This window comes from Conyzicola sp. (assembly GCF_046714715.1).
GTDB lineage: Bacteria > Actinomycetota > Actinomycetes > Actinomycetales > Microbacteriaceae > Conyzicola.
The window spans coordinates 18,055-38,596 of the sequence record NZ_JBKKAD010000191.1 but is presented as its reverse complement, the minus strand read 5'-3'; the positions used below and the strand labels follow the sequence as shown (position 1 = coordinate 38,596).

Below are 20,542 nucleotides of genomic sequence, written 5' to 3'. Positions count from 1 at the left end.
GATCTGCCCGGCGTCTGCACGTTCGAGCAGGCCGGCGACGCTGATCGCGGAGGCGGGCTCGACGAAGATGCCGACCTCGCCGGCGAGGATGCGGTAGGCCTCGAGGATCTTCTCGTCGTCGATCGCGCCGAAGTAGCCGTCGGTCGCCTAGCCGGCGGCGAGGGCGAGCTCCCACGACCCGGGGTTGCCGATTCGGATCGCGCTGGCGATCGTCTCGGGGTGCTTGACGACGTGACCGAGCACGATGGGGGCGGAACCGGCGGCCTGGAAGCCGAACATGCGCGGCAGCTTGGTGGTGGCACCGCGTTCGAGCTCTTCGGTGTAGCCGCGCGAGTAGGCGGTGTAGTTGCCGGCGTTGCCGACCGGGAGGATGTGGATATCGGGCGCGTCGCCGAGCACCTCGACCACCTCGAACGCGGCGGTCTTCTGGCCGTTGATGCGGTCGGGGTTCACCGAGTTCACGAGGTGAACTGGGTAGTTCGCCGAGAGGTCGCGTGCGATGTCGAGGCAGTCGTCGAAGTTGCCTTGCACCTGCAGCAGTTCGGCGTGGTGGGCGATGGCCTGGCTGAGCTTGCCCATCGCGATCTTGCCCTCGGGCACGAGCACGACGGCCTTGATGCCCGCGTGCGTGGCGTAGGCCGCGGCCGAGGCCGAGGTGTTGCCGGTGGATGCGCAGATGACGGCCTTCGCGCCGTGCTCGACGGCCTTCGAGATCGCCATGGTCATACCGCGGTCTTTGAACGACCCCGTGGGGTTCATGCCCTCGTACTTGACCCAGACGTTCGCGCCGGTGCGGGCGGAGAGCGCCGGGGCGGGAATGAGCGGGGTGCCGCCCTCGCCGAGGGTGACAACGGGCGTCGCGTCGGAAATGTCGAGTCGGTCACGGTATTCGTTAAGAACTCCGCGCCACTGCCGGCTCACGATGTTTGACACTTACAGGCCCTCAACTCTCAGAACGGAATCCACGGCACTCACGGCATCGTTGCTGCCGAGGGCCGCGACTGTTGATGCGAGCGACGCCTCGGTGGCTTCGTGGGTGACGATTACAAGGGTAGCGGTGGGCAGCGACGCGGTCGTACCGTCGCTTACCGATTGTGACACCGCTTCGACGGACACGCCGTGCACGCTGAACAGGCTCGCGATCGTGGCGAGCACGCCGGGCTGGTCGACGACGGTGAGCGTGATCTGGTAGCGGGTGCGCACGCTCGACATCGGCAGCACCTCGATGGTCGCGTGCGTCGACTCGGCGATGCCGGGGCCGCCGATGACGTGGCGTCGCGCGGCCGAGACGAGGTCGCCCAACACGGCGGAGGCGGTCTCGAGGCCGCCGGCCCCGGCGCCGTAGAACATGAGGCTGCCGGCCGCTTCGGCCTGCACGAACACCGCGTTGTTGGCGCCGTGCACGGCGGCGAGCGGATGCGCCGCGGGAATCAGCGCCGGATGCACGCGCGCGGACACCCCGTACTCCCCCGTCTCGGCGCCGTCGGCGTCGACGATCGCGATGCGCTCGCAGATGGCCAGCAGCTTCACCACGAAGCCGGCCTTGCGGGCGGCGTCGACCTGCTGGGCGGTGACCTCGGTGATGCCCTCGCGGTGCACCGACTCGAGGGGAACCGTGGTGTGGAACGCGAGGCTGGCTAGGATCGCGGCCTTCTGGGCGGCGTCGTAGCCGCCGATGTCGGCGGTCGGGTCGGCCTCGGCATAGCCCAGCTCGGTGGCGACGGCGAGGGCGTTCTCGAGGGTGTCGCCGTTGACGTCCATGCGGTCGAGGATGAAGTTGGTCGTTCCGTTGACGATGCCGAGGATGCGCGTGACCCGGTCGCCGGCGAGGCTGTCACGCAACGGCCGGATTATGGGGATCGCGCCGCCGACGGCCGCCTCGTAGTAGAGCTGGGCGCCCACCTGCTCGGCCGCCTCGAACAGCTCGGGGCCGTGCGTGGCCAGCAGCGCCTTGTTGGCGGTGATCACGTCGGCGCCCGAGTTGATGGCCTGCAGAATGTAGGAGCGCGCCGGCTCGAGTCCGCCCATCAGCTCGACCACGATGTCGGCGCCGAGAATCAGGCTCTCGGCGTCGGTGGTGAGCAGGTGCGCCGGGATCGCCGGGGTGCGCTCGGCGTCGAGGTCGCGCACGGCGACGCCGACGAGTTCGAGGCCGGCTCCCGAACGGTTGGCGAGCTCGTCGCCGTGCTCGAGGAGGAGGGCCGCCACTTGGGCACCCACGCTGCCGCCGCCCAGCAGGACGACTCGGAGATTGCGGTACTCGATCATTAGTTCTGGTCCTTAATAGACACGGGTTCTAGTCCGGCGTCGCGGCTGAGGAGATCGTCTTCGGTCTCGCCGCGGATGATGATGCGCGCCTCACCGTCGCGCACGGCGACGACCGGCGGCCTGGCGAGGTAGTTGTAGTTGCTCGCCATGGCCCAGCCGTACGCGCCCGTCGCGGGAACGCCCACGAGGTCGCCGGGCCGCACGTCACCGGGCAGGTAGTCGGCGTGCACCACGATGTCGCCGCTCTCGCAGTGCTTGCCGGCCAAGCGCACGAGGGCGGGCTCCGCGTCGGAGGCACGGTTGGCGAGCCGCACCGAGTAGTCAGCCGCGTAGAGGGCCGGGCGGATGTTGTCGCTCATTCCGCCGTCGACCGACACGTACTTACGGGTGTCAGTGCCCTCGACGAGCACGTCTTTGATGGTGCCGACGGTGTACAGCGTGGTGGTCGACGGGCCGACGATCGAGCGTCCCGGCTCTATGGCGATCAGCGGAACGGCCACGCCGAACTCGGCGGCAAGCAGCGCCACGCTGTCGGCGAGGTTCGCCGCGAGGGTATCGATCGGCAACGCGACATCCGCGCTCGTGTAGGCGATGCCGAAGCCGCCCCCCAGGTTGAGCTCGGGCACGGGTCCGCCGGCGAGCAGCTCGACGTGCACCGCGAAGAGCCGGCGGGCCGCCTCGGCGAACCCGTCGCTCTCGAAGATCTGCGAGCCGATGTGCGAGTGCAGGCCGAGGAACTCGAGCGAGTCGTGGGAGCGGATGGCTTCGACCGTGGCCACGACGTCGGCGAGGGGGATGCCGAACTTCTGGTCCTCACGGGCGGTGGCGAGGTACTCGTGCGTGTGGGCGTGCACTCCGCTGTTCACGCGCAGGCGCACCGGCTGCACGCGACCGTGGCGGGACGCGGCATCCGCCACTCTCTCGATCTCGACCAGGCTGTCGATGACGATCGTTCCGATGCCGACGCCCACCGCGCGGTCGATCTCGCGGAGGCTCTTGTTGTTGCCGTGCAGACCGAGGCGTGCCGGGTCTGCTCCGGCGGCGAGCGCGACGGCCAGTTCGCCGCCACTGCTCGCATCGATGTTGAGGCCGTCGGCGATCATCCAGGCGACCACCTGGGTGGAGAGGAACGCCTTACCCGCGTAGTAGACCTTGACGCGGGAACCGATTCTGCCGAATTCGCGGTCGAACGATTCGCGGATGCCCCGTGCCCGCGTTCGCACGTCCAGCTCGTCGACCACGTAGACGGGTGTTCCGAAGCGTTCGGCGATCTCGGTCGCCGCGACCCCGGCGATCAGCAGTTCGCCGTCGGTGGAGCGCTCGGAGTTCAGCGACCAGACCGAAGGGTCGAGCAGGTTGGCGTCTGCTGGCAGCTCGAGCCACGACGGGGCGAGCGGATTTCTCATCACGGATGTACCTCACGGAATTTGCTGTTGAGTGAGGCGAGCGAACCCGGATTGGTCCCTGAAGCCGTTTTTATCCTATAGCGCTAGGCGGCGGGCGCTTCGCACGTGCCCTTGCTGCCGAGGCCCGAAAGACTCACGTCGGTGCCGGTAGCGGTGATGACCAACTGCTCCCCCACCACCGCCGCGTCGGAGAGGGTGAGCGCGGCGGGCAGCAACTCCGCGGCGCAGAAGCCGCTCGAGGTGAGCATGGGTCCCGCGAGCGACGCGAGCGGGCTGGCCATGACCGCCTCCACGGTAGTGGCGACCCCGGCGGCCGACACTCCGACGGGCGTGAACGCGACGGTACCGCCCGAGACGGACGGCGCGAGGGACACGGCGACCTGCTGGTCGGCGATGACCGCCCCGATTCCCACCGCCCCACCGGCGATCGTCACGCTGTTCAGCGGCACGGAGCTCAGGTTGCCGGCATACCGCGAGAGATTGTCGGAGTCGAGTTCGACGCGGGCGGTGAGGATGTCGACGGGCGCGCTCGGGTCGAGCGCGACGCCCTCGACGGTGAGCAGGAGGGTTCCTGTCGCTGCGCCGAAGGGCATGCCCGGAATACGCACGTCGACCGAGTCGATCGACCCGGTGACCGCCTGGAAGATCAGCAGCCCGTCACCCAGCTCGACGTCGACCTCCTGGCCCTCCGGCAGTTCGAGCGCGCTGGTCACTCCCGAGCGCACCACGTCGGAGGCGATGCCACGCACGATCTTGTCGCCCTCGATCAGTGCGAACGCCACGAGACCGCCGACCACGGCAAGGGCGACGAGAAACCCGATCCAGCGCCACCTGGGCGGGATGCTCTTGGGTGCGTCGATTGATGTCCACTGGATCCCCGAGTCACCCGTCATGGTGCGAGCCTAACCGCAGGTCCCCTTGGTCGACAGGTCGCCCCCGCCGAGCGCCACGTTTTCGCCCGCGAACGACAACTCCAGTTCGTCGGTGGTGACGGTCACGCCGTCGAGGGTGATCGCCGCGGGCAGGTACTGTGCCACGCAGAACGTCTGAGCGCCGAGGAACCCGGAGGCGACGCCCGCGAGCGGACCCGACATCAGCTCGTCGACCGACACTTCGGAGCCGTTCACGGTCACCGAGCGCGGGGCGAACACGAGTTGACCGTCGGTCACCGTCGGCTCGATCGCGGCCGCCACCGGCACCGAGAGGAAGAGCGCCTGCACGGTCGCCGAGACGTCGATGACACCGTCGCCGAGGGTGATGGAATCGAGCTGGATGCCGCTGAGATAGTCGCGCAGACTGCCCACGTTCTGCTCGTCGATCGTCGCCGTCGCGGCGATCGTCTCGGCGGGCTGGGCCGTGTCGATCGGCACGCCCGTTGCGGCCAGGGTCACGTCGCCGGTGAGGTCGCCGAGGGGAACGTCGTCGATCGCGACATCCACCCGGTCCACCGTTCCCGACGCCGCCTGCAGCAGCAACGATCCGCCGCCGAGGTCGATGTCGGTGGGGTGGTCGGCCTCGAGCTCGAAGGCGGCGACCAGTTCGTCGTGGATGCGCTCGCTCGCGTAGGCGCGCGCAGCGGCCTCGCCGACGAAGAAACCGACCACGAGCAGAACGACGAGCACACCGCCCGCGACCACCCAGCCGATCCAGCGACGGCGTACCTTCGGGGCGGCGGGGAGGACGGGGGCGGTCTCGGTCATGGCTACATGCGCTCCGGTGCGCTCACGCCAAGCAGGGCCAGCGCGTTACGCAGCACGATGCCGGTGGCGTCGTTGAGCCAGAGCCGGGTGCGGTGCACGTCGGTCACCTCTTCGTCGCCGAGCGGGGTGACGCGGCAGTTGTCGTACCAGCGGTGGTAGGTGCCGGCGAGCTCTTCGGCGTACCGGGCCACGCGGTGCGGTTCGCGCAGCTCGGCGGCCTGACGCACGATGCGCGGGAACTCGGCGAGCGTGCCGAGCAGGATGCTCTCGGTCTCGTGGGTGAGCAGGCCCGCATCGAAGACGTCGCGGGTCACCCCCGAGTCGGCGGCGTTGCGGGCGACCGCGCCGGTGCGGGCGTGGGCGTACTGCACGTAGAAGACCGGGTTGTCGTTGGTGCGCCTGGTGAGCAGGTCGAGGTCGATGTCGACTTCGGTGTCGATCGACGAGCGCACGAGCGAGTAGCGCGCGGCGTCGACGCCAACGGCCTCGACGAGGTCTTCCATCGTCACGACTGTGCCGGCGCGCTTGCTCATGCGCAGCGGTTCGCCGTCGCGCACGAGGTTCACCAGCTGGCCGATGAGGATCTCGAGGTTGTAGAACGGCGTGTCACCGAAGGCGGCGGTCATGGCCATGAGCCGCTGCACGTACCCGTGGTGGTCGGCACCGAGCAGGATGATGTTGCGCTCGAAGCCCCGCTCGCGCTTGTTCAGGTAGTACGCGAGGTCGCCCGAGATGTAGGCGGCCTCCCCGTCGCTCTTGATCACGACGCGGTCTTTGTCGTCGCCGAATTCCGTGGTGCGTAGCCAGGTGGCGCCGTCGGCCTCGTAGATGTGGCCGAGGTCGCGCAGGCGGGCGACGGCGCGTTCGACCGCACCCGACTCGTGCAGCTCGTTCTCGTGGAAGTAGACGTCGAAGTCGACGCCGAACTCGTGCAGGCTGGCGCGGATGTCACCGAACATCAGCTCGACGCCCGTGGAACGGAAGACCTCCTGCACCTCTTCCCTGGTGGGGATCGTCGACAGCTCGCCCGGGTAGTCGGCGATCACCCGAGCGGCGATGTCGGAGATGTACTCTCCGCCGTAGCCGTCTTCGGGGGCGGGCTCGCCGAGGTAGCTCGCGAGGAGGCTGCGGGCGAAACGGTCGATCTGCGCGCCGTGGTCGTTGAAGTAGTACTCGCGGGTCACCAGCGCGCCCTGGGCGGAGAAGATGCGCGCGAGGCTGTCGCCGACGGCCGCCCAACGGGTGCCGCCGATGTGGATGGGGCCGGTGGGGTTGGCGGAGACGAACTCGATGTTCACGGTCACGCCGGTGTAGAGGTCGCCCGTTCCATAGTCGGCGTCGACGTCGACGATGGTCTTCGCGAGCGCACCGGCGGCGGCGGCATCGAGGGTGATGTTGTTGAACCCGGGGCCGGCGACGTCGACCGAGGCCACGCCTTCCACTGCCGTGAGCGCCTCGGCGATCTGCGTGGCGAGCTCGCGCGGGTTCGCGCCCAGCGACTTCGCGATCTTCATCGCGATGTTCGACGCCCAGTCGCCGTGATCACGGTTGCGTGGGCGCTCGAGGGCCACGTCGTCGATCGCGACGGGCGTGCCGTCGCGGCCGGCCACCACTGTATTGACGATGGTGAGCAGGGAGGCGGAGAGGTCAGCGGGATTCACGATGGCCAAGCTTATCGTCGAGCACGGCGCGTCATGGCCGCCCGTGCATCCGCCCGCGTCCCGGTGGGTGAGAATGTCTGCATGCCTACCATCGCCTCCCGCGTTCTCGTCACCCTCGCCCTCGCCGCGGTCCTGACGACCGCCGTGTCCGCCTGCGCGAGCGAAACGGATGCGACTCCCTCCGCCACGAACACCGCGCCGACCTCGACTTCGAGTTCGACGCCCAGGCTGACGAAGACGCCCACCCCGGAGCCCACGGCAACGCAGTCGCCCATCAGCGTGGGCAGCCCGGTTACGATCGGCTGCAACCAGCTGCTCTCCCCCGATGCCATCTACGCGTTCAACCCCAACTTCGGCCTGAGCGAGGGATACACGCCCGAGCCCGGCAGCGAGGCGGCGACGATCGTCGAAGCCAAGGGCCTCGCCTGCGGCTGGGTCAACCAGACCAGCGGCGAGGTGCTCGTCGTTGCCGTGGCGAACCTGCCCACCGACAAGCTCACCGACCTTAAGAACAACTTCGTGACCACCAGCAATTCGGTGCCCACCTACGGCGTCGAAGGCTACTTCGAGTTCGACGGCACGCGCGGGTCCGCCGAAGCGTTCACCGGCCCGTACTGGGTTTCCGCCGTATCGCCCGCCTTCTACGAGCCGGGCGACGCCCAGCCGATCATCGCGTCCGCGCTCGCGGGCCTCGGCGGCTGAACCGGCCGAACCTGCCTCACCAGTACAGCTAGCCCAGCTGCAGCAGCTGCTGGCCGTCGTCGACCGGCAGCACGTCGGCGACCGCGAGCACGTCGAGCCTCGTCAGCGTGAGGCCGGCCCAGTGGTTGGTGAGGAACGCGATGTCGGCCGCGTCCCTGCCGGTCGAGATGCGCAACAGGCTCTGCCGCGGCGCCAGGCGGGTGGCGTCGACGACCCACCACTGTCCGTCGATGTAGGCCTCGGCGACCGCGTGGAAGTCCATCGGGCTCAGTCCGGGCGCGTAGACGGCGGCCATGCGGGCGGGAACGTCGAGGGCGCGCAATAGCGCGATCACGAGGTGGGCATAGTCCCTGCACACGCCGCGGCGGGCCATGAGCGTGCGGGACGCGCCATCCGTCACCAGACTCGACCCCGGCACGTAGCTCAGCTTCTCCCACACCCACAGCGTGACGGCGGTGAGCAGCGCGTGCCCGCTCAGCCCCGAGAACTCGCTGCGCGCCGTGGGAAACAGGCTGTCGCTCTCGCAGTAGCGGCTCGGGCGCAGGTAGGCGACGAGGTCGATCTCGTCGACGGGCATCGGCTGCGCCCGCCCGGCGACCTCGGCGGTGTAGTCGACGACCATGCGGCCGGCTTCACCGATGAGGCGGTGCAGGCGCGTGCCGTGCCGGTCGACGAGCTCCCTGGCGAACTGGGGCTCCCCGTCGAGCGTGATCGACAGGTTCTCGCGGTCGAGCACGCTGTTCGCGCTCACCGCGAGGCTGAAGACCATGTCGGTTCGGCCCGAGATGTCGAGCTCGAGGTGGGCGGAGACGGATCGCTGCATGCGACGATCCTGCCACGCGATTGTTGCGGCGAGGTTTCTCTACGTCGACGTTTTCAGGACGCCGTGCGGGCCTACGGCCAGAGCAGATTCCTGGCCCAGCCGGATGCTTCGCGAGAGTAGCGCAGACGGATCTGGTCGCGGTCGCGGGAGGCCTGCCAGAACTCCACCGTCTGCGGCTTCACCACGTAGGCGTTCCACTCGTCGGGCACGAAGTCGGGGCGGAACTCGAAGATGGCCTTGGCCTCCTCCACACGCTCCAGGAACTTCTCCTGGCTCGCGAGGATCTCGCTCTCGGGTCCGGCGATCGCCGCGGCGCGCGCGGACGGCTTGCGGGCGAGGAAGTCTTTCTCGCTCACCTCGCGGGGGCCCTTCTCGACGCTTCCCGTGATGCGGATCTGGCGGCCGTGTTCACGCCAGTACAGGGTGAGGGCGGCCTTCGGGTTCGCGGCGAGCTCGCGGCCCTTCGGGCTGTTGTCGAGGGTGGAGAACCAGAGGCCGTCGTCGGTGACGTCCTTGAGGATGAGGGTGCGCGCCGAGGGGGATCCGTCGGCCCCCGAGGTCGCGAGCGTCATGGCGTGCGGCTGCGAGATCTCGGAGTCGATGGCGTAGCTCAGCCACTCTTCGACGAGGGGGATCGGGGAATCCGGGGCGGCATCCGTATTGAATCCCGGAAGTTCGCCTGCGAAGACGGGAAGAGCTCTGAGCGTGTCGCGCCACGATGAATCGGTCATCATTCAACCCTACCTAGGACGCGCTCATACCGGCTGCGCCTTTGGGTGTGTCCAGACGCTGCTACCCTAGTGAAGCACCTGGGCCCCCATAGCTCAGGGGATAGAGCACTGCCCTCCGGAGGCAGGGGCGGCAGTTCGAATCTGCCTGGGGGCACCACTGTCACGTGACGCATCGGTCTGGACTTCTGCCTCCCAGTCCGGACATGCAAAGCTCGACCACGACTACCCGCTCCGCACCAGCACGGCCCTCGCACTCACGGCCCACACCGGCGAGTTCGAAGACATCAGTCTCTACCTCGCCACGACCGGCGACACCGAGATCAGCTCCGCCCTTCAGACCGCCGACCTGGCCAGGTTGAACCCATCCAGCATCGACGCCGAACCGAGACAGTTCACCTGCGACGACGACCACACGTTCGACTACCTCCCGCCTGCCGTCCTGCCCAATACGATGACGCCGACCATGTACACGCCGACATGCGGGCGCTGCACCGCCCGACGCGTCCGCCCTGGCGATAACGACCTCCAGACCGCCAACCCGACCGCCGCTGCTCAATTCGACACCCTCCGCAACGGCGGACTCACCGCAGCGGAGGTCGCCGTCAACTCCAGTACGAACCACATGTGGCTCTGCCCGAAAGGTCACAGCCACGAAGTCAGCCCATCCAAGAAGACCCTCCCCAGCTACCGGTGCCCGGTCTGCTCTAACCGCACCATCCGCGCCGGCGAGAACTGCCTCCTCACCACCCACCCCGAGAAGGCAGCGATGTGGGCCGAAGGGTGGTCCGAACGCCGCTCACCCTCCGCCCTCAGCGCAGGCTCCAACGAACTCGCGGATTGGCGATGCCCCGAAGGTCACATCTTCTTCGCCCGCCCGTGGGAGCTCACCTCCGGAAAGAAGGGCTGCAACATCTGCACACGCGAGCGCGGAATCGACACTCGGACGAGCCTCACCGCAACCCACCCGCTCATCGCGCGCTTCTGGCACCCCGTCCTCAATGGCAGCCTCACCGCAGAACACGTGACACACGGGGAGCGCCGCAAGGTCTGGTGGCTATGCGACGAAGGCCACGAACACCACTCCAGGATCGACAAGATCACCCTCGGACAGCAATGCTCGGTCTGCAGCAGCCGCAAACTCATCACGGGAGTCAACGACCTGGAGACTGTCGAGCCCTTGATGTCCATGGAATACCACCCGTATCTCAACCTCAAAGCGGCCGACGAAATCTTCCCCGGAGACCAGAAGCACTGGTGGCGCTGCCTCACAGACGGCCACAACCACCAGCAGACAGTACAGAACCGGAAGCAGTCGAAGGGATGCCCCAAGTGCAAACCCGTCACTCGAATTCTTGCCATACCCTCCACGGCATCGGAATCGGAGGACGCCATCCTGTAGGCCGGGCACGGGGCCGCGACTGAGCGCGAATCGGTCATCGGGCACAGCATCAGCGTCGCACGGCGATCGGAGCCGGGACGTCGGCCGGTCGATAAGGGCAGGCTCTCTTTCGCCAGCGCTGTACTTATCCGCTATTGCCGACTAGTCATGAGCATCATTCGTCGATAGCTAGCGCCACTGATACTGTTCCGGTGTGATTCCGACCCCAACACCGTCTCCATCGCCGCTCCTCGTTCAACTCGTGAGCGAGAACCAGACTCCGTGGTGGTGGGGAAGTGCGCTCACCGGAGCATTTGTCGTCGTCGCCTCGATCATCGCATTCATCTCGCTACGAGCGAGCGATCGCCGCAAATTAGCCCGCGAGGACTCTCGACAGTGGGACGGCTTGCTGAAGGACGGTTACATGGAAGTGGCAACGGTACTCAACGACCTACTTCGATTACAGATGACGCACGACACAATTGACGAACTGAAGCCGCACGAAGCTAGCTCTGTCGCTCGAAGCATGGTGAGGGTTGTTCGCGGAAGAGCAGCTGAATTCGAACTAATCGCGCCAAGACCGGCTGCCCTGGCGATGAAGGAAGTCGCGGATGCCGCAGACGCGCTGGCGGGTGATTTACCCAAGAATTTGAACATAAAGGGCAATGAGGCGAGATTGCAAGCGGCCGAGAGGAACTTGCTTGCCGAGGTGAAGAAGAGCATGCGACTCTTGAAGTAGCTCCGCCCTGACGTGAAGGCGGATCGAAGTCTCGGACACCCGACCGTCGCGACTTGGACCCTGTAGGGGTCCCGACCCTGACTCACATATCCACGTCCGCCTGGTGATTTCGCGACCACGCGGCCGTCACACGGTCTGCACCATTGCAAATCATCTACCTGCTGCGCGCAACTCCGCCACGCGCTTCCCCTCGATTCATTACGACTCGACGCACCGAGCGGCGTTCATCTCTTTTTTCGATACGGGCGTCGTTACCTGACATTCGATCAATACACCGATACGCTCGCGGCGTGAACACCGTACAGATCTCGCTGCCAGACGCCCTTGCTCTTATCGAGCGTGACGAATCGCCGTTTTGGGACCAGAAAAGCTTACGTAGCGGCGGGGCCGTAATTCAAAAAATCGCAGTCGCGCTCGCGAACACAGACGGCGGTGAATTCATCGTTGGGATTGAGGACCAGGCATCGGGATCGGGCATCTCGCTCTGGTCCGGCTTCCCGAACATCGAAGAGTCGAACTTCATCCACCAGTCGCTGACTTCGGACATACGCCCGCCGGTCCAATACTCCTACGAGTATTACCTCGTTGAGGGCCATGAGGGTCAAGGCCTCGCTTGCATGGTTCGCGTCGAGAAGAGCGGCGACGTCCACTACACCGCCGCCAACAAGGTCTACGTGCGGCGAGGCGCAAGCTCCACGGAGATCTCTGGCCAACAGATCGTCGATCTGCAGCTCGCAAAGGGTTCCATGAGCTACGAGGACCAAAGCTTGGCGGACTATTCGGTGGCGGAATTGAGTACGGAGCCAGAGCTACAAGTCTTCCTCTCTACCTACAGTCCTCACGTCAACCCGACCGACTTCGCGCGCAGGGAGCGAATCGGAGACCAGCAAACCGGGCAGGCGAAGGTGTCGGCCGCCCTCCTTTTCTCGGAGTACCCGTCATCTGTAGTTCCCAAACGATGCGCGATCAAGATTTCGCGCTATGAGACCGCGGGTGAACCTCGTCGAGAACACCTCGCTTTTCCACCCATAACGGTTGATGGACCCCTCAGAACGCTCGTCGAGAGCGCCTTGGAGAGGACTACCTCGATTGTCGAGTCCGTGTCGGTCTTAGAGCCCGATGGTTCGCTCGTGCCGATGAAATACCCGCCCGAAGCGCTTAAGGAACTCGTCGTCAACGCGGTTATCCACAGGGACTACAACCTCTCAGACGATGTGCACATCTCGATCTTCGACAACCGTGTTGAAGTTCGCAGTCTAGGCGGCCTCGCCGGACAGATGACTCTGGAGCTCTTGTTCACAGAACGCACTTCTCGCAATCCAAAGGTTCTGCGACTGCTCAACCGCTACCCTAATCCGCTAAATCAAGACATTGGCGAGGGTCTCACGACTGCCCGAGACAAGATGATGGCTGCAAGATTAAAGGCGCCGCGCTACAAAGTTGAAGGCAATTACTTCATCGCAACGTTGCCGCACGAGCGGCTGGCTCGACCTGAAGAACTAATTATGGAGTATCTAGCCGCTCATGAAGAGATCACGAACAGAACAGCGCGAGAGCTAACGGGCATTCAGTCCGAGAACACCGTGAAGGAAGTGTTCTACGCATTGCGCAATGTCGGAAAGATTGAACGAGTTCCGGGACGGAATGGCAACCGAGCTGCTTGGCAAAAGGTCTAGCCAAGGAACTAAACCCGTCGGTGCAGCGACGCTGCGCGTATGCGACCGATGGTCCGGTCGCTTGTCCGGAGTGGGATGGCGAAACTCGCTTGGCGTTCGAGCACGAACATCGCCAAACCGCGCGGGTCCGACGCTGACACATTGTCCAGTGTGGCCCGGCGCGCGACAACCACCTACGTATCGCGGGTTGGCCCGGTCGAAACCCCGGTTCCGGCTATCGACAGTTCTTGGTCGAGTAGCGCACAGACGAGGTTCATCGCCGGTCCGGCGTGGCCGGCGGGGCCGCCCGTGAACGGCTCCTCCCGTATCGACACCGATACGCCCGTGTGGGCGTCGATCGGTGCGATGGTGATGACCACGGGCCAGCTACCGCGGGTGAGAATGACCACCGACCGGGTCTCACCCAGCCCCCATGATCGGGCGACCTCGGTCAGTTCGGCGTCGATGATGTCGGCGACGAGCGCCGCGTCGACCGCGGTTTCCGAGTTGATCATCCCGGCGATCCTCATCCCGCAGACCCTGGGTCGCATGGCTTCGCGACACCGATAGTCTCGCAAAGTGTTCGCATACGAAAAAGGTTCTGGCACCCCGGTGGTGCTGCTTCACGGATTCGGTCTGGATCATCGAAGCCTGCTCCCGCTCGAGCCGACGCTCGAGCGCTCGGGTCAATGGCGACGGATCTACCTCGATCTTCCGGGTGCGGGCGGTTCGCCGGTGGACACGATTCACAGCACGCAGGAGGTCGCGGACGCGGTTGTCAGAGAACTCCTGACGCGCCTCGGCGACGAGCCGTTCGCCATTCTGGGAAGCTCGTTCGGTGGGATGATCGCCCGCTATGTCGCCCACGAGCTGCGCACACAGATTCTCGGACTCGCCACTGTGGCCGGGGTATTCGTTGCCCCGCACGATCAGCGAAACGTCCCGCCACGAACCGTGCTGGCACGAGAACCCCTTATCGAGCCGATTCTCGGGGGCGCGGTCGAGCAGTACCGGCAAGACGCCGTTGTCGAGTCGACCGACGACGCACGGGCGTTCATGCAATTCGTTCTGCCCGGTATCGAAGGCGCCGACAAGCACGCCTTAGATCGCATTGCGCGCAGCTATTTGCTCGACAGTGAACCCGAGGTGGCGCACCCTGAGCCGTTCCTACAACCGAGCTTGCACATTACCGGCCGACAGGACGATGTCGTCGGCTACCGCGATGCCTGGAACCGAATAGATCACTATCCGCGCGCGTCGTTCGCCGCACTCGACGCGGCCGGTCACAACATCCTCTTCGAGCAGGCCGGTCTGTGCTCGGCCCTCGTCGCCGACTGGCTCGCCCGCATTGCGCAAGAAGACGATTAACCAGCTGAAGATCAGCCGGAAGGCGACGCCACCGCGGCCGGTTGCGCAGCTGCGGCGGGATCCTCGGCACGTTGTTTGAAGTCCCTAGTCAGCTGTGTCTGGGGCATCACGTACGTTTCGCGTTTACTGCTTCGGTCCGTGCCCCGTTGCAAGCACCTCGTCGAGCGTCACTAGTTCGTCGGGTCCGAAATACTGTTGTACGTCTTCCGGGCATGGGATCGCGGCGACAGTTGGAGGCATTCGGACCGCGACCTGATCGTCGATGAATTCGATTCCTATCTTCACACAGACCAACACGTCGCTCACCTTCGTGTGGAACCCGCTCCCGACGGCACCCTGCCCGGGTACGGCATAACTGATCACCACGCGCGGGTAAGAACCTGATTGATCGGTCCCGACATCGAACGACGCCCCTCTCGCCCAACCGGGAAGAAATTCTCGCGAATCTTCCTGAATTGTCGAAAAGGCAGGCTTCGGCCAGGCCTCGCCGCGCGATACGGCGAGCGAGTAGCTGGCGAGATCGAGGCCTATGGCGCTTTCGACTGCTACGGCGGAAACCTTGTCGATACTGACGCGAGCATCGGCAAGTGCCTCGTCGCGAGCATTCGGACCGGAGGTCGAGCACGCCGCGAGAAGCATGATCACGCTCATAGCTAGAGCGCCTAGAACCGCGTGCTGGCCGAAACGCGGCGGTGCGATCATGTCTCCGCGAGACAATTTGACCTCCTCGGTTCATCCTCGAAAAGCGATCAGGCGTAAACGTGAGGCTACATCAACCATCGGCGCGAGTCGACCGAGTGCCATCTCCTGGCTCCCCCGCGTTGCGCAGAAACACGATCAACCAGCTGAAGATCAGCAGGAAGGCGATCAGTTCGACCGCGGTCAGGGTGAAGTAGCCGGTCGCGAAGAGTATCGCCAGCACGACGATCGCCGCGACGAACACGTAGCCGAGCAGCACGAAAACGCGCGGCATCGACGGCACGAATCGCCCGAGCCCGATCGCGAGCACACCGAACGTGATCGCCATCCCGGTCGCGGAGATGTTGTGGAGCGTGATCGACCGGTCGAGCGGAAACAGGCCGACACACGCGAGCAGAACGCCCATAAGAACGAGCCCGCCGCGAACGATACCGCGACCCCGTTGCTCCTTCGGGCTCGTCGCCGGTAGCGAAGCGGTCGCGAAGTGCGCGATGACGGTCACGATCACCCCGCCCACGATGAGCGTGATGTTGAATGCGAGCGCCGACACGTCGTCGGGGATGCCCAGGGTGCTCAGGTTCTTCTGCCACCACAGGGGGTCGGTGGCGCTCAGCATGCTGGCGAAGCATCCGACCACCAGGAAAACGACGAGCACGACCGAGAGCAGCATCGGCGTGAGGTGCACGGCGGAAAGGAATACGGCGTACGCGGTGACCGCGACAGCGGCAGCGGCGAGCACGGCCGCCGAGATCGGGAACACGACGGCACCCTGGAAGCTGCGGTCCAACAGGCTCGCCATGCCGAGCCATCCCAGCAGCGCAATCCCGCTGTGTGCGAGAGCGATCGCTGCGATGTCGTACCAGCGCAGCCGCACCCCGGGAGCGCTGAGCCTGTCGTTCGACCGCGCGCCGGGGGCCGAGCCGCCGCTGACGAGGATGCGGGCTGCGACGAACACGACGATCGTGGCGAGCGCGGCCGTGAACGCGACGTACTGGCCGATCGAGCCCGGCCCGGCGATCGGAACGTCATAGCCCCAGAACACGAAAACCGACACGGCGGCGACCACGACGAACACGGCCGCGCCCACCATCAGTGCGGCGGATTCGAGCGATTCGAAGTCGGCGACCGGATGACGCAGCAACCGCTTCAACGGAATGGGGCGTTTCGCGGTGGACTGCGGTTCGTCGAACAGCATGTCAGTTCTGGTCGCGGAGTTCTTTACCGTGCGCGACGATGGCGTAGATGACGAGCACGTCGATGCCGATGACGATGAACGACCACCAGGGCTGAACGGGCACGAGGATCATCTGCACGACGGCGCTCGCTATGGCGAGAACAACGGCCACGATGCGAGCCCAGGTCGCCCCGCTCAGGAGCGCGATTCCGGTCGGGAGCGTGAGAGCGCCGATCAGCACATTCCACCATCCCCAGCCCTCGAGGTTGAAGACGAGAAGCTCGCCGTTGACCACGCCGAAGTAGGCATCAGGGCCGAGGAGCGCCGCCAGACCTTGGATGAGGTTGAAGATGCCGCCGACGATGAGGATGACGCCGGCGAAACGCACCCAGTCGGTCCAGTCCGACGAGCTCCGATACCCAGTCGCGTTGCTCATGATTCAGTCCTTTCGTTGAGTGTTCGGGTTATTGCGCGATCGTGACGGGCACGTCGTCTTCGGCGGGTGCGGGGATGGTGGCGACCGGGCGCTGAACCAGCTCCAGAATCGCGAGGGCAAGGGCAGCGAGAACCAGCGTCCACAGCGTGAGCCCCACGGTGATGGGCCGCACGAACAGCACGATCGCGGCGCCCACCACCGCTATGGCGGCGCGCAGCAGGCCGCGACGCAGGTAGATCCACTCCCCCGTGCGACCGGTCGTGATGCCCCGGCGCTCGGCCGCGGAGCGTATCCGCGCGGCTCCCTCACCGGCGAAACCCCGCAGGCGGCGCGGCACGTCGAATGGGCCGGCGAGCCAGCCCACAACCGCGACGGCCACCGCGAGCACGAGCACCGCGACCGCTGTCGCGCGCATGTCCACCACGACCGTCTCGAACAGCAGCCCGGCGACGCCGGACGGCAGCAGGGACGGACTGACCGCAGAGACGAGCGCGACGTTCCCCACGGCCAAGGCCGCGAGGGTCACGAGCATGGCGGTCGCCAGGCCGGCGGCGGCCCAGATCAGCGCGACTGAGCGGCGCCGCGCCACGAGCACACCGGCGGCAAGAAACAGAATGGCAATCCAGGGAAACCACGAGCCGGCGGCCAGGGCGAGTCCATAAGCGAGCTGGACCGAGGGCAGAGCGTCGGATTGAGCGACGACGATCGTGCGGTCGACGGCGGGGATCTGGTTCGCGAGGTCGATTCCCTGATCGACGAGAGCGACCTTGACCGCGTCGACGATCGGACCGAGCTGGATGCCGATCTCACCACGGGCGCCGATCGCGATCGCCGCGTCAGGGTCGTTCTCCATCAGGGCGACCAGTTGGGCGTGACTCAGGCGCAGGGCAGACTCCCACACATCGGCGAACGCGTCCGACGCGACGAATGTCGTGACACCGCTTTTGATGAGGGACTCGACCCCCGACGCGGCAGGGCCCTTGAGCAGCTCCAGCGCCTGAGTGGCCGCGGGGCCGGTGCCCAAATCGGTGATGCCGTCGATCACGTCATCGGTGATCTGCGGCACGTCGACCTGCTCCTTGATCGCGACGAGGGTCGAGTCGGTGACGTAGGCCTGAATCCGGGAGTCGCCGGCCAAGGGGGCGTACGCCGCGACGAAGCGGTCGGTGTCGGTGAGCACGACCCGTGCCCACGAAGCGACCACCGCGACCGGGGCCAGCAGCGATCCGATGGTGATGAGGGCGGCGGCGAACAGGGTCCACCCCCAGCCACGTCGCTTCTCGACGGGTGCACCATCACCGGAAAGGGTCGACTCGGGACTCGTGACCTCGTGCTCGCGGAGTTCCCGGTTCTCGGCTTCGAGTTCCTCGATCCGCCTCAGGAGATCGGCGTTGGACAGATTGGCCATGATTTCCTCGCTCGTGTCCTCGACGGTGTGGCAAGAGCAATGCTGCCGCGTCCCTTCGAGCTGGAGATCACCCCTTAGACGTGAGAACGCGCAGACATCCGTGCCGTGCCTGTTCCCGCGAAACCTGCCCGTGACCGACTGGAGTGTGTGGGCCGGCGATCTGGAGACGGTCACGGACATCGTCGACCAGAGACCCGATGCGGCGATGCTCGATCTGGGAGGCTTCGCCTACCCTGACGAGTCGCTCGTGGTCGCGATGGCGGTGCTCGACGAGCTCAGGGTGAGGCGCTCTTTGCCGGGGGGTTCGTGCCCGCGCCGACATGGTCACCATCGGCGAGCGGCTCACCCGAGAGGGCGGGGCCGACGTGAGCGTCCCGATCCGGGTCGACTAGCCGGTCAGACGGCGCCGGCCGGGGCGGAGGCGCCCGCAAGCGCTCGCGACTTCAACGTCTCGAACTCGGCAGTGGTGATCGAGCCGGCGTCGAGGAGTGCTCGAGCCTTCCCGATCTCGTCCGCCGACGACGTCGAGGCCACCGTGCGGATGTAGTCGTCCGTCTGGGCGCGCGCGCTCTTCGCGTATTCGATCTGCCTCTCGGTCATCTTGCCACCCCGAGCGATGAGGTAGACGACCGAAGCGATGATCGGCAACACGACCAGGAAGACGACCCACGCGGCCTTGGCCCACCCGCCCAGCGACTGGTCGCGGAACACGTCGAAGATCAGGCCGATGAGCACGGCGATGAACGAGATGACGATGTACGCCCAAAAGAAGTACCAGATGAATTCCCAGAAGTCCATGATCGGCGGCCTTTCCAAATAGCGCGGCAGCGGGTTTGCCGTCGAGTCACGGTAGCCACGCGCCTCCCGCGCCGGCATCACCCCGTTGGTGTGACGATCACTGAAGCGCGGAGGTCAGCCGGGCGACGCCGTCCAGCACCGTCGAGCTGCGCGGTTCCCTCGCCCACTCGTCGAGGGTCAGTTCGCGGCTCACCGCGCGATAATCGGCCTCGACCGCACGCATCTGTTTCACGAACGACTCGCCATGCACGACGAGAGAGATTTCGAGATCGAGGGCAAACGAACGGATATCCATGTTGCTCGATCCGATCACCGCGACGGAGTCGTCGATAGAGAGGTGTTTCGCGTGCAGGATGTAGGGCGCCGGGTACATGAAAATGCGCACGCCTGCCGCGAGCAGCTCGCTGTAGTACGACCGCTGGGCGTGGAAGACCGGCCCCTGGTCGCCGATCTCCGACACGAACAGCTGCACTTCGAGGCCCCGCTGGCACGCTGACGTGAGCGCATACAGCATGGCCTCGTCCGGCACGAAGTAGGGGCTGGTGACAATGGCGCGTTCCTGCGCGGAGTGTACGAGGGCCAGGAAGAGCCGGAGGTTGTTCTCGCTGTCGTAGCCCGGGCCGCTCGGCACTACCTGGCAGTCGACGGCAGCATCGGACGTGTCGGCGACGACGTCCGCGACCCGCAGGTGCTCGTGCATGATCATCTCATCGGTCTCGCTGTACCAGTCGGAGAGGAAGATCGCATTGATCCCGCTCACGACGGGGCCGGTGACCCTCGTCATGAGCTCGTGCCACATGAGGCCCCGCTTGATGTTCTTTGGAGAGTTGTAGCTGCGGGCGATGAGGTTCTGCGAGCCCATGAAGGCGACCTCGCCGTCGACCACGACGAGCTTGCGATGGTTGCGCAGGTCGGGGCGCTGGTACTTACCCTTCAGCGGCTGCACAGGCAGCATGTAGCTCCATTGCACCCCGATGCGGTTCATTTCGGCGATCGTCTGTTTGTTGCCGACCGCCCTGACGGATGCCACGTGGTCGAGCAATACCCGGACCGGGACACCACGGCGCACGGCCGCCTCCATTGCGGAGAAGAACCCGGCCGTCGTCGCGTCGAACGACACGATGTAGAACTCGATGTGCACGAAGGTGGTCGCATCACGTATGGCCCCTGCCATCTCTGCGATCGACCGCTCGTAGTCGTCGATGAGCACGGCCGTATTGCCGCCGACAATCGGTACTCGGCCGAGCGCACGATTCATGGTGACGACGGGCCCGAACCATTTTGGCCAGTCGTCGCGTCGAACCACGGGCGCGATCTCGTTGCTGCGCTCGTCGATGAGCGCGTCGATTTCTCTCTGTCTCTCACGTCTTTTCCGCGGGAGCTTCGGGCTGCCGATGAGCAGGAAGAAGAAAATGCCGATGAACGGGATGAAGAAGATCGCGAGCAACCAGGCCATGGCCGAGCTGGGTTTTCGGCCGCGCGGGATGATGATGATCGCGGCGACCCGGATCGCGAAATCCACGAGCACGGCGATGATCCACACGACATTCGCCGCCAGCACTCCGTCCATGTTTCGCCTTCCACCCGCGACACTCG

19 protein-coding genes, 1 tRNA gene and 1 pseudogene are annotated in these 20,542 nt (G+C 65.8%); 6 read left to right on the top strand and 15 right to left on the bottom strand.

All coding sequences use genetic code 11. From position 1 onward, the window contains the following. The 6 genes and pseudogenes from thrC to argS form a co-directional block, all read right to left on the bottom strand. Positions 1-921, bottom strand: a pseudogene (gene thrC / locus ACLQ6X_RS15340) (threonine synthase); the annotation flags it as partial. Between the two features lie 12 nt (positions 922-933). Continuing rightward, a complete protein-coding gene (locus ACLQ6X_RS15335; RefSeq protein WP_411701025.1) occupies positions 934-2,268 on the bottom strand; it encodes a homoserine dehydrogenase in 1,335 nt (444 codons plus the stop codon). Then, positions 2,268-3,677 carry a diaminopimelate decarboxylase gene (gene lysA, locus ACLQ6X_RS15330; RefSeq protein ID WP_411701024.1) on the bottom strand — a complete coding sequence of 470 codons (1,410 nt, stop codon included), beginning with the start codon at positions 3,675-3,677 and terminating at the stop codon, positions 2,268-2,270. The genes ACLQ6X_RS15335 and lysA overlap by 1 nt, the downstream gene beginning before the upstream one ends. Positions 3,678-3,757: 80 nt before the next feature. Beyond that, a complete protein-coding gene (locus tag ACLQ6X_RS15325) occupies positions 3,758-4,567 on the bottom strand; it encodes a DUF2993 domain-containing protein (RefSeq protein WP_411701023.1) in 810 nt (269 codons plus the stop codon). Positions 4,568-4,576: 9 nt separating this feature from the next. Further along, positions 4,577-5,374, bottom strand: a complete 798-nt coding sequence (locus tag ACLQ6X_RS15320) for a DUF2993 domain-containing protein (protein WP_411701022.1) — start codon at positions 5,372-5,374, stop codon at positions 4,577-4,579. Between the two features lie 2 nt (positions 5,375-5,376). Further along, positions 5,377-7,035, bottom strand: a complete 1,659-nt coding sequence (argS, locus tag ACLQ6X_RS15315) for an arginine--tRNA ligase (protein WP_411701021.1) — start codon at positions 7,033-7,035, stop codon at positions 5,377-5,379. A gap of 81 nt (positions 7,036-7,116) precedes the next feature. Between argS and ACLQ6X_RS15310 the strand changes: the two genes are divergently transcribed. Continuing rightward, positions 7,117-7,737, top strand: a complete 621-nt coding sequence (locus tag ACLQ6X_RS15310) for an iron ABC transporter ATP-binding protein (RefSeq protein ID WP_411701020.1) — start codon at positions 7,117-7,119, stop codon at positions 7,735-7,737. A gap of 28 nt (positions 7,738-7,765) precedes the next feature. On the opposite strand, the gene ACLQ6X_RS15305 is transcribed toward ACLQ6X_RS15310, so the two are convergent. Continuing rightward, the gene (locus ACLQ6X_RS15305) at positions 7,766-8,560 is read right to left on the bottom strand and encodes a transglutaminase-like domain-containing protein (protein WP_411701019.1); all 795 of its coding nucleotides are present in this window, start codon (positions 8,558-8,560) and stop codon (positions 7,766-7,768) included. Positions 8,561-8,631: 71 nt separating this feature from the next. Then, positions 8,632-9,291 (bottom strand): pyridoxal 5'-phosphate synthase, encoded by a 660-nt coding sequence (locus ACLQ6X_RS15300; RefSeq protein ID WP_411701018.1) that lies wholly within the window; start codon positions 9,289-9,291, stop codon positions 8,632-8,634. A gap of 82 nt (positions 9,292-9,373) precedes the next feature. Here ACLQ6X_RS15300 and ACLQ6X_RS15295 point away from each other — a divergent pair. The 4 genes from ACLQ6X_RS15295 to ACLQ6X_RS15280 all read left to right on the top strand — a co-directional run bounded on the left by ACLQ6X_RS15295 (position 9,374) and on the right by ACLQ6X_RS15280 (position 13,084). Beyond that, positions 9,374-9,448, top strand: a tRNA-Arg gene (locus ACLQ6X_RS15295). 198 nt (positions 9,449-9,646) lie between these two features. Then, complete coding sequence (locus ACLQ6X_RS15290; protein WP_411701017.1) at positions 9,647-10,690, top strand: zinc-ribbon domain-containing protein; 1,044 nt, start codon at positions 9,647-9,649, stop codon at positions 10,688-10,690. Between the two features lie 241 nt (positions 10,691-10,931). Next, positions 10,932-11,408, top strand: a complete 477-nt coding sequence (locus tag ACLQ6X_RS15285) for a hypothetical protein (RefSeq protein ID WP_411701016.1) — start codon at positions 10,932-10,934, stop codon at positions 11,406-11,408. A gap of 290 nt (positions 11,409-11,698) precedes the next feature. Beyond that, complete coding sequence (locus ACLQ6X_RS15280) at positions 11,699-13,084, top strand: ATP-binding protein (protein WP_411701015.1); 1,386 nt, start codon at positions 11,699-11,701, stop codon at positions 13,082-13,084. 173 nt (positions 13,085-13,257) lie between these two features. Here ACLQ6X_RS15280 and ACLQ6X_RS15275 read toward each other — a convergent pair whose 3' ends face one another. Further along, the gene (locus ACLQ6X_RS15275; RefSeq protein ID WP_411701014.1) at positions 13,258-13,578 is read right to left on the bottom strand and encodes a hypothetical protein; all 321 of its coding nucleotides are present in this window, start codon (positions 13,576-13,578) and stop codon (positions 13,258-13,260) included. Positions 13,579-13,642: 64 nt separating this feature from the next. Here ACLQ6X_RS15275 and ACLQ6X_RS15270 point away from each other — a divergent pair, with 64 nt between their 5' ends. Next, the gene (locus ACLQ6X_RS15270; RefSeq protein ID WP_411701013.1) at positions 13,643-14,431 is read left to right on the top strand and encodes an alpha/beta fold hydrolase; all 789 of its coding nucleotides are present in this window, start codon (positions 13,643-13,645) and stop codon (positions 14,429-14,431) included. Between the two features lie 123 nt (positions 14,432-14,554). Here the strand turns inward: ACLQ6X_RS15270 and ACLQ6X_RS15265 are convergent, their stop codons facing one another. The 6 genes from ACLQ6X_RS15265 to cls form a co-directional block, all read right to left on the bottom strand. Beyond that, the gene (locus ACLQ6X_RS15265; RefSeq protein ID WP_411701012.1) at positions 14,555-15,082 is read right to left on the bottom strand and encodes a hypothetical protein; all 528 of its coding nucleotides are present in this window, start codon (positions 15,080-15,082) and stop codon (positions 14,555-14,557) included. 121 nt (positions 15,083-15,203) lie between these two features. After that, positions 15,204-16,325: a hypothetical protein gene (locus ACLQ6X_RS15260; RefSeq protein ID WP_411701011.1), complete on the bottom strand. Its 1,122-nt coding sequence runs from the start codon at positions 16,323-16,325 to the stop codon at positions 15,204-15,206. 1 nt (position 16,326) lies between these two features. After that, complete coding sequence (locus ACLQ6X_RS15255; protein ID WP_411701010.1) at positions 16,327-16,740, bottom strand: hypothetical protein; 414 nt, start codon at positions 16,738-16,740, stop codon at positions 16,327-16,329. Positions 16,741-16,768: 28 nt separating this feature from the next. Beyond that, on the bottom strand, positions 16,769-18,148 hold the full coding sequence (locus ACLQ6X_RS15250) for a hypothetical protein (RefSeq protein WP_411701009.1): 1,380 nt from the start codon (positions 18,146-18,148) through the stop codon (positions 16,769-16,771). Positions 18,149-18,544: 396 nt separating this feature from the next. Continuing rightward, complete coding sequence (locus tag ACLQ6X_RS15245) at positions 18,545-18,946, bottom strand: SHOCT domain-containing protein (RefSeq protein WP_411701008.1); 402 nt, start codon at positions 18,944-18,946, stop codon at positions 18,545-18,547. A 97-nt stretch (positions 18,947-19,043) separates the two neighbouring features. Further along, complete coding sequence (gene cls / locus ACLQ6X_RS15240; RefSeq protein ID WP_411701007.1) at positions 19,044-20,516, bottom strand: cardiolipin synthase; 1,473 nt, start codon at positions 20,514-20,516, stop codon at positions 19,044-19,046. Between the last annotated feature and the right edge of the window lie 26 nt (positions 20,517-20,542).

Excerpts from the sequence above, each read along its gene's own strand:
- ACLQ6X_RS15335 (WP_411701025.1), bottom strand. The coding sequence starts at position 2,268 with ATGATCGAGTACCGCAATCTCCGAGTCGTCCTGCTGGGCGGCGGCAGC.
- ACLQ6X_RS15325 (WP_411701023.1), bottom strand. The coding sequence starts at position 4,567 with ATGACGGGTGACTCGGGGATCCAGTGGACATCAATCGACGCACCCAAG.
- ACLQ6X_RS15320 (WP_411701022.1), bottom strand. The coding sequence starts at position 5,374 with ATGACCGAGACCGCCCCCGTCCTCCCCGCCGCCCCGAAGGTACGCCGT.
- ACLQ6X_RS15310 (WP_411701020.1), top strand. The coding sequence starts at position 7,117 with ATGCCTACCATCGCCTCCCGCGTTCTCGTCACCCTCGCCCTCGCCGCG.
- ACLQ6X_RS15305 (WP_411701019.1), bottom strand. The coding sequence starts at position 8,560 with ATGCAGCGATCCGTCTCCGCCCACCTCGAGCTCGACATCTCGGGCCGA.
- ACLQ6X_RS15300 (WP_411701018.1), bottom strand. The coding sequence starts at position 9,291 with ATGACCGATTCATCGTGGCGCGACACGCTCAGAGCTCTTCCCGTCTTC.
- ACLQ6X_RS15275 (WP_411701014.1), bottom strand. The coding sequence starts at position 13,578 with ATGATCAACTCGGAAACCGCGGTCGACGCGGCGCTCGTCGCCGACATC.
- ACLQ6X_RS15265 (WP_411701012.1), bottom strand. The coding sequence starts at position 15,082 with ATGAGCGTGATCATGCTTCTCGCGGCGTGCTCGACCTCCGGTCCGAAT.
- ACLQ6X_RS15260 (WP_411701011.1), bottom strand. The coding sequence starts at position 16,325 with ATGCTGTTCGACGAACCGCAGTCCACCGCGAAACGCCCCATTCCGTTG.
- ACLQ6X_RS15255 (WP_411701010.1), bottom strand. The coding sequence starts at position 16,740 with ATGAGCAACGCGACTGGGTATCGGAGCTCGTCGGACTGGACCGACTGG.
- ACLQ6X_RS15250 (WP_411701009.1), bottom strand. The coding sequence starts at position 18,148 with ATGGCCAATCTGTCCAACGCCGATCTCCTGAGGCGGATCGAGGAACTC.
- ACLQ6X_RS15245 (WP_411701008.1), bottom strand. The coding sequence starts at position 18,946 with ATGGACTTCTGGGAATTCATCTGGTACTTCTTTTGGGCGTACATCGTC.
- cls (WP_411701007.1), bottom strand. The coding sequence starts at position 20,516 with ATGGACGGAGTGCTGGCGGCGAATGTCGTGTGGATCATCGCCGTGCTC.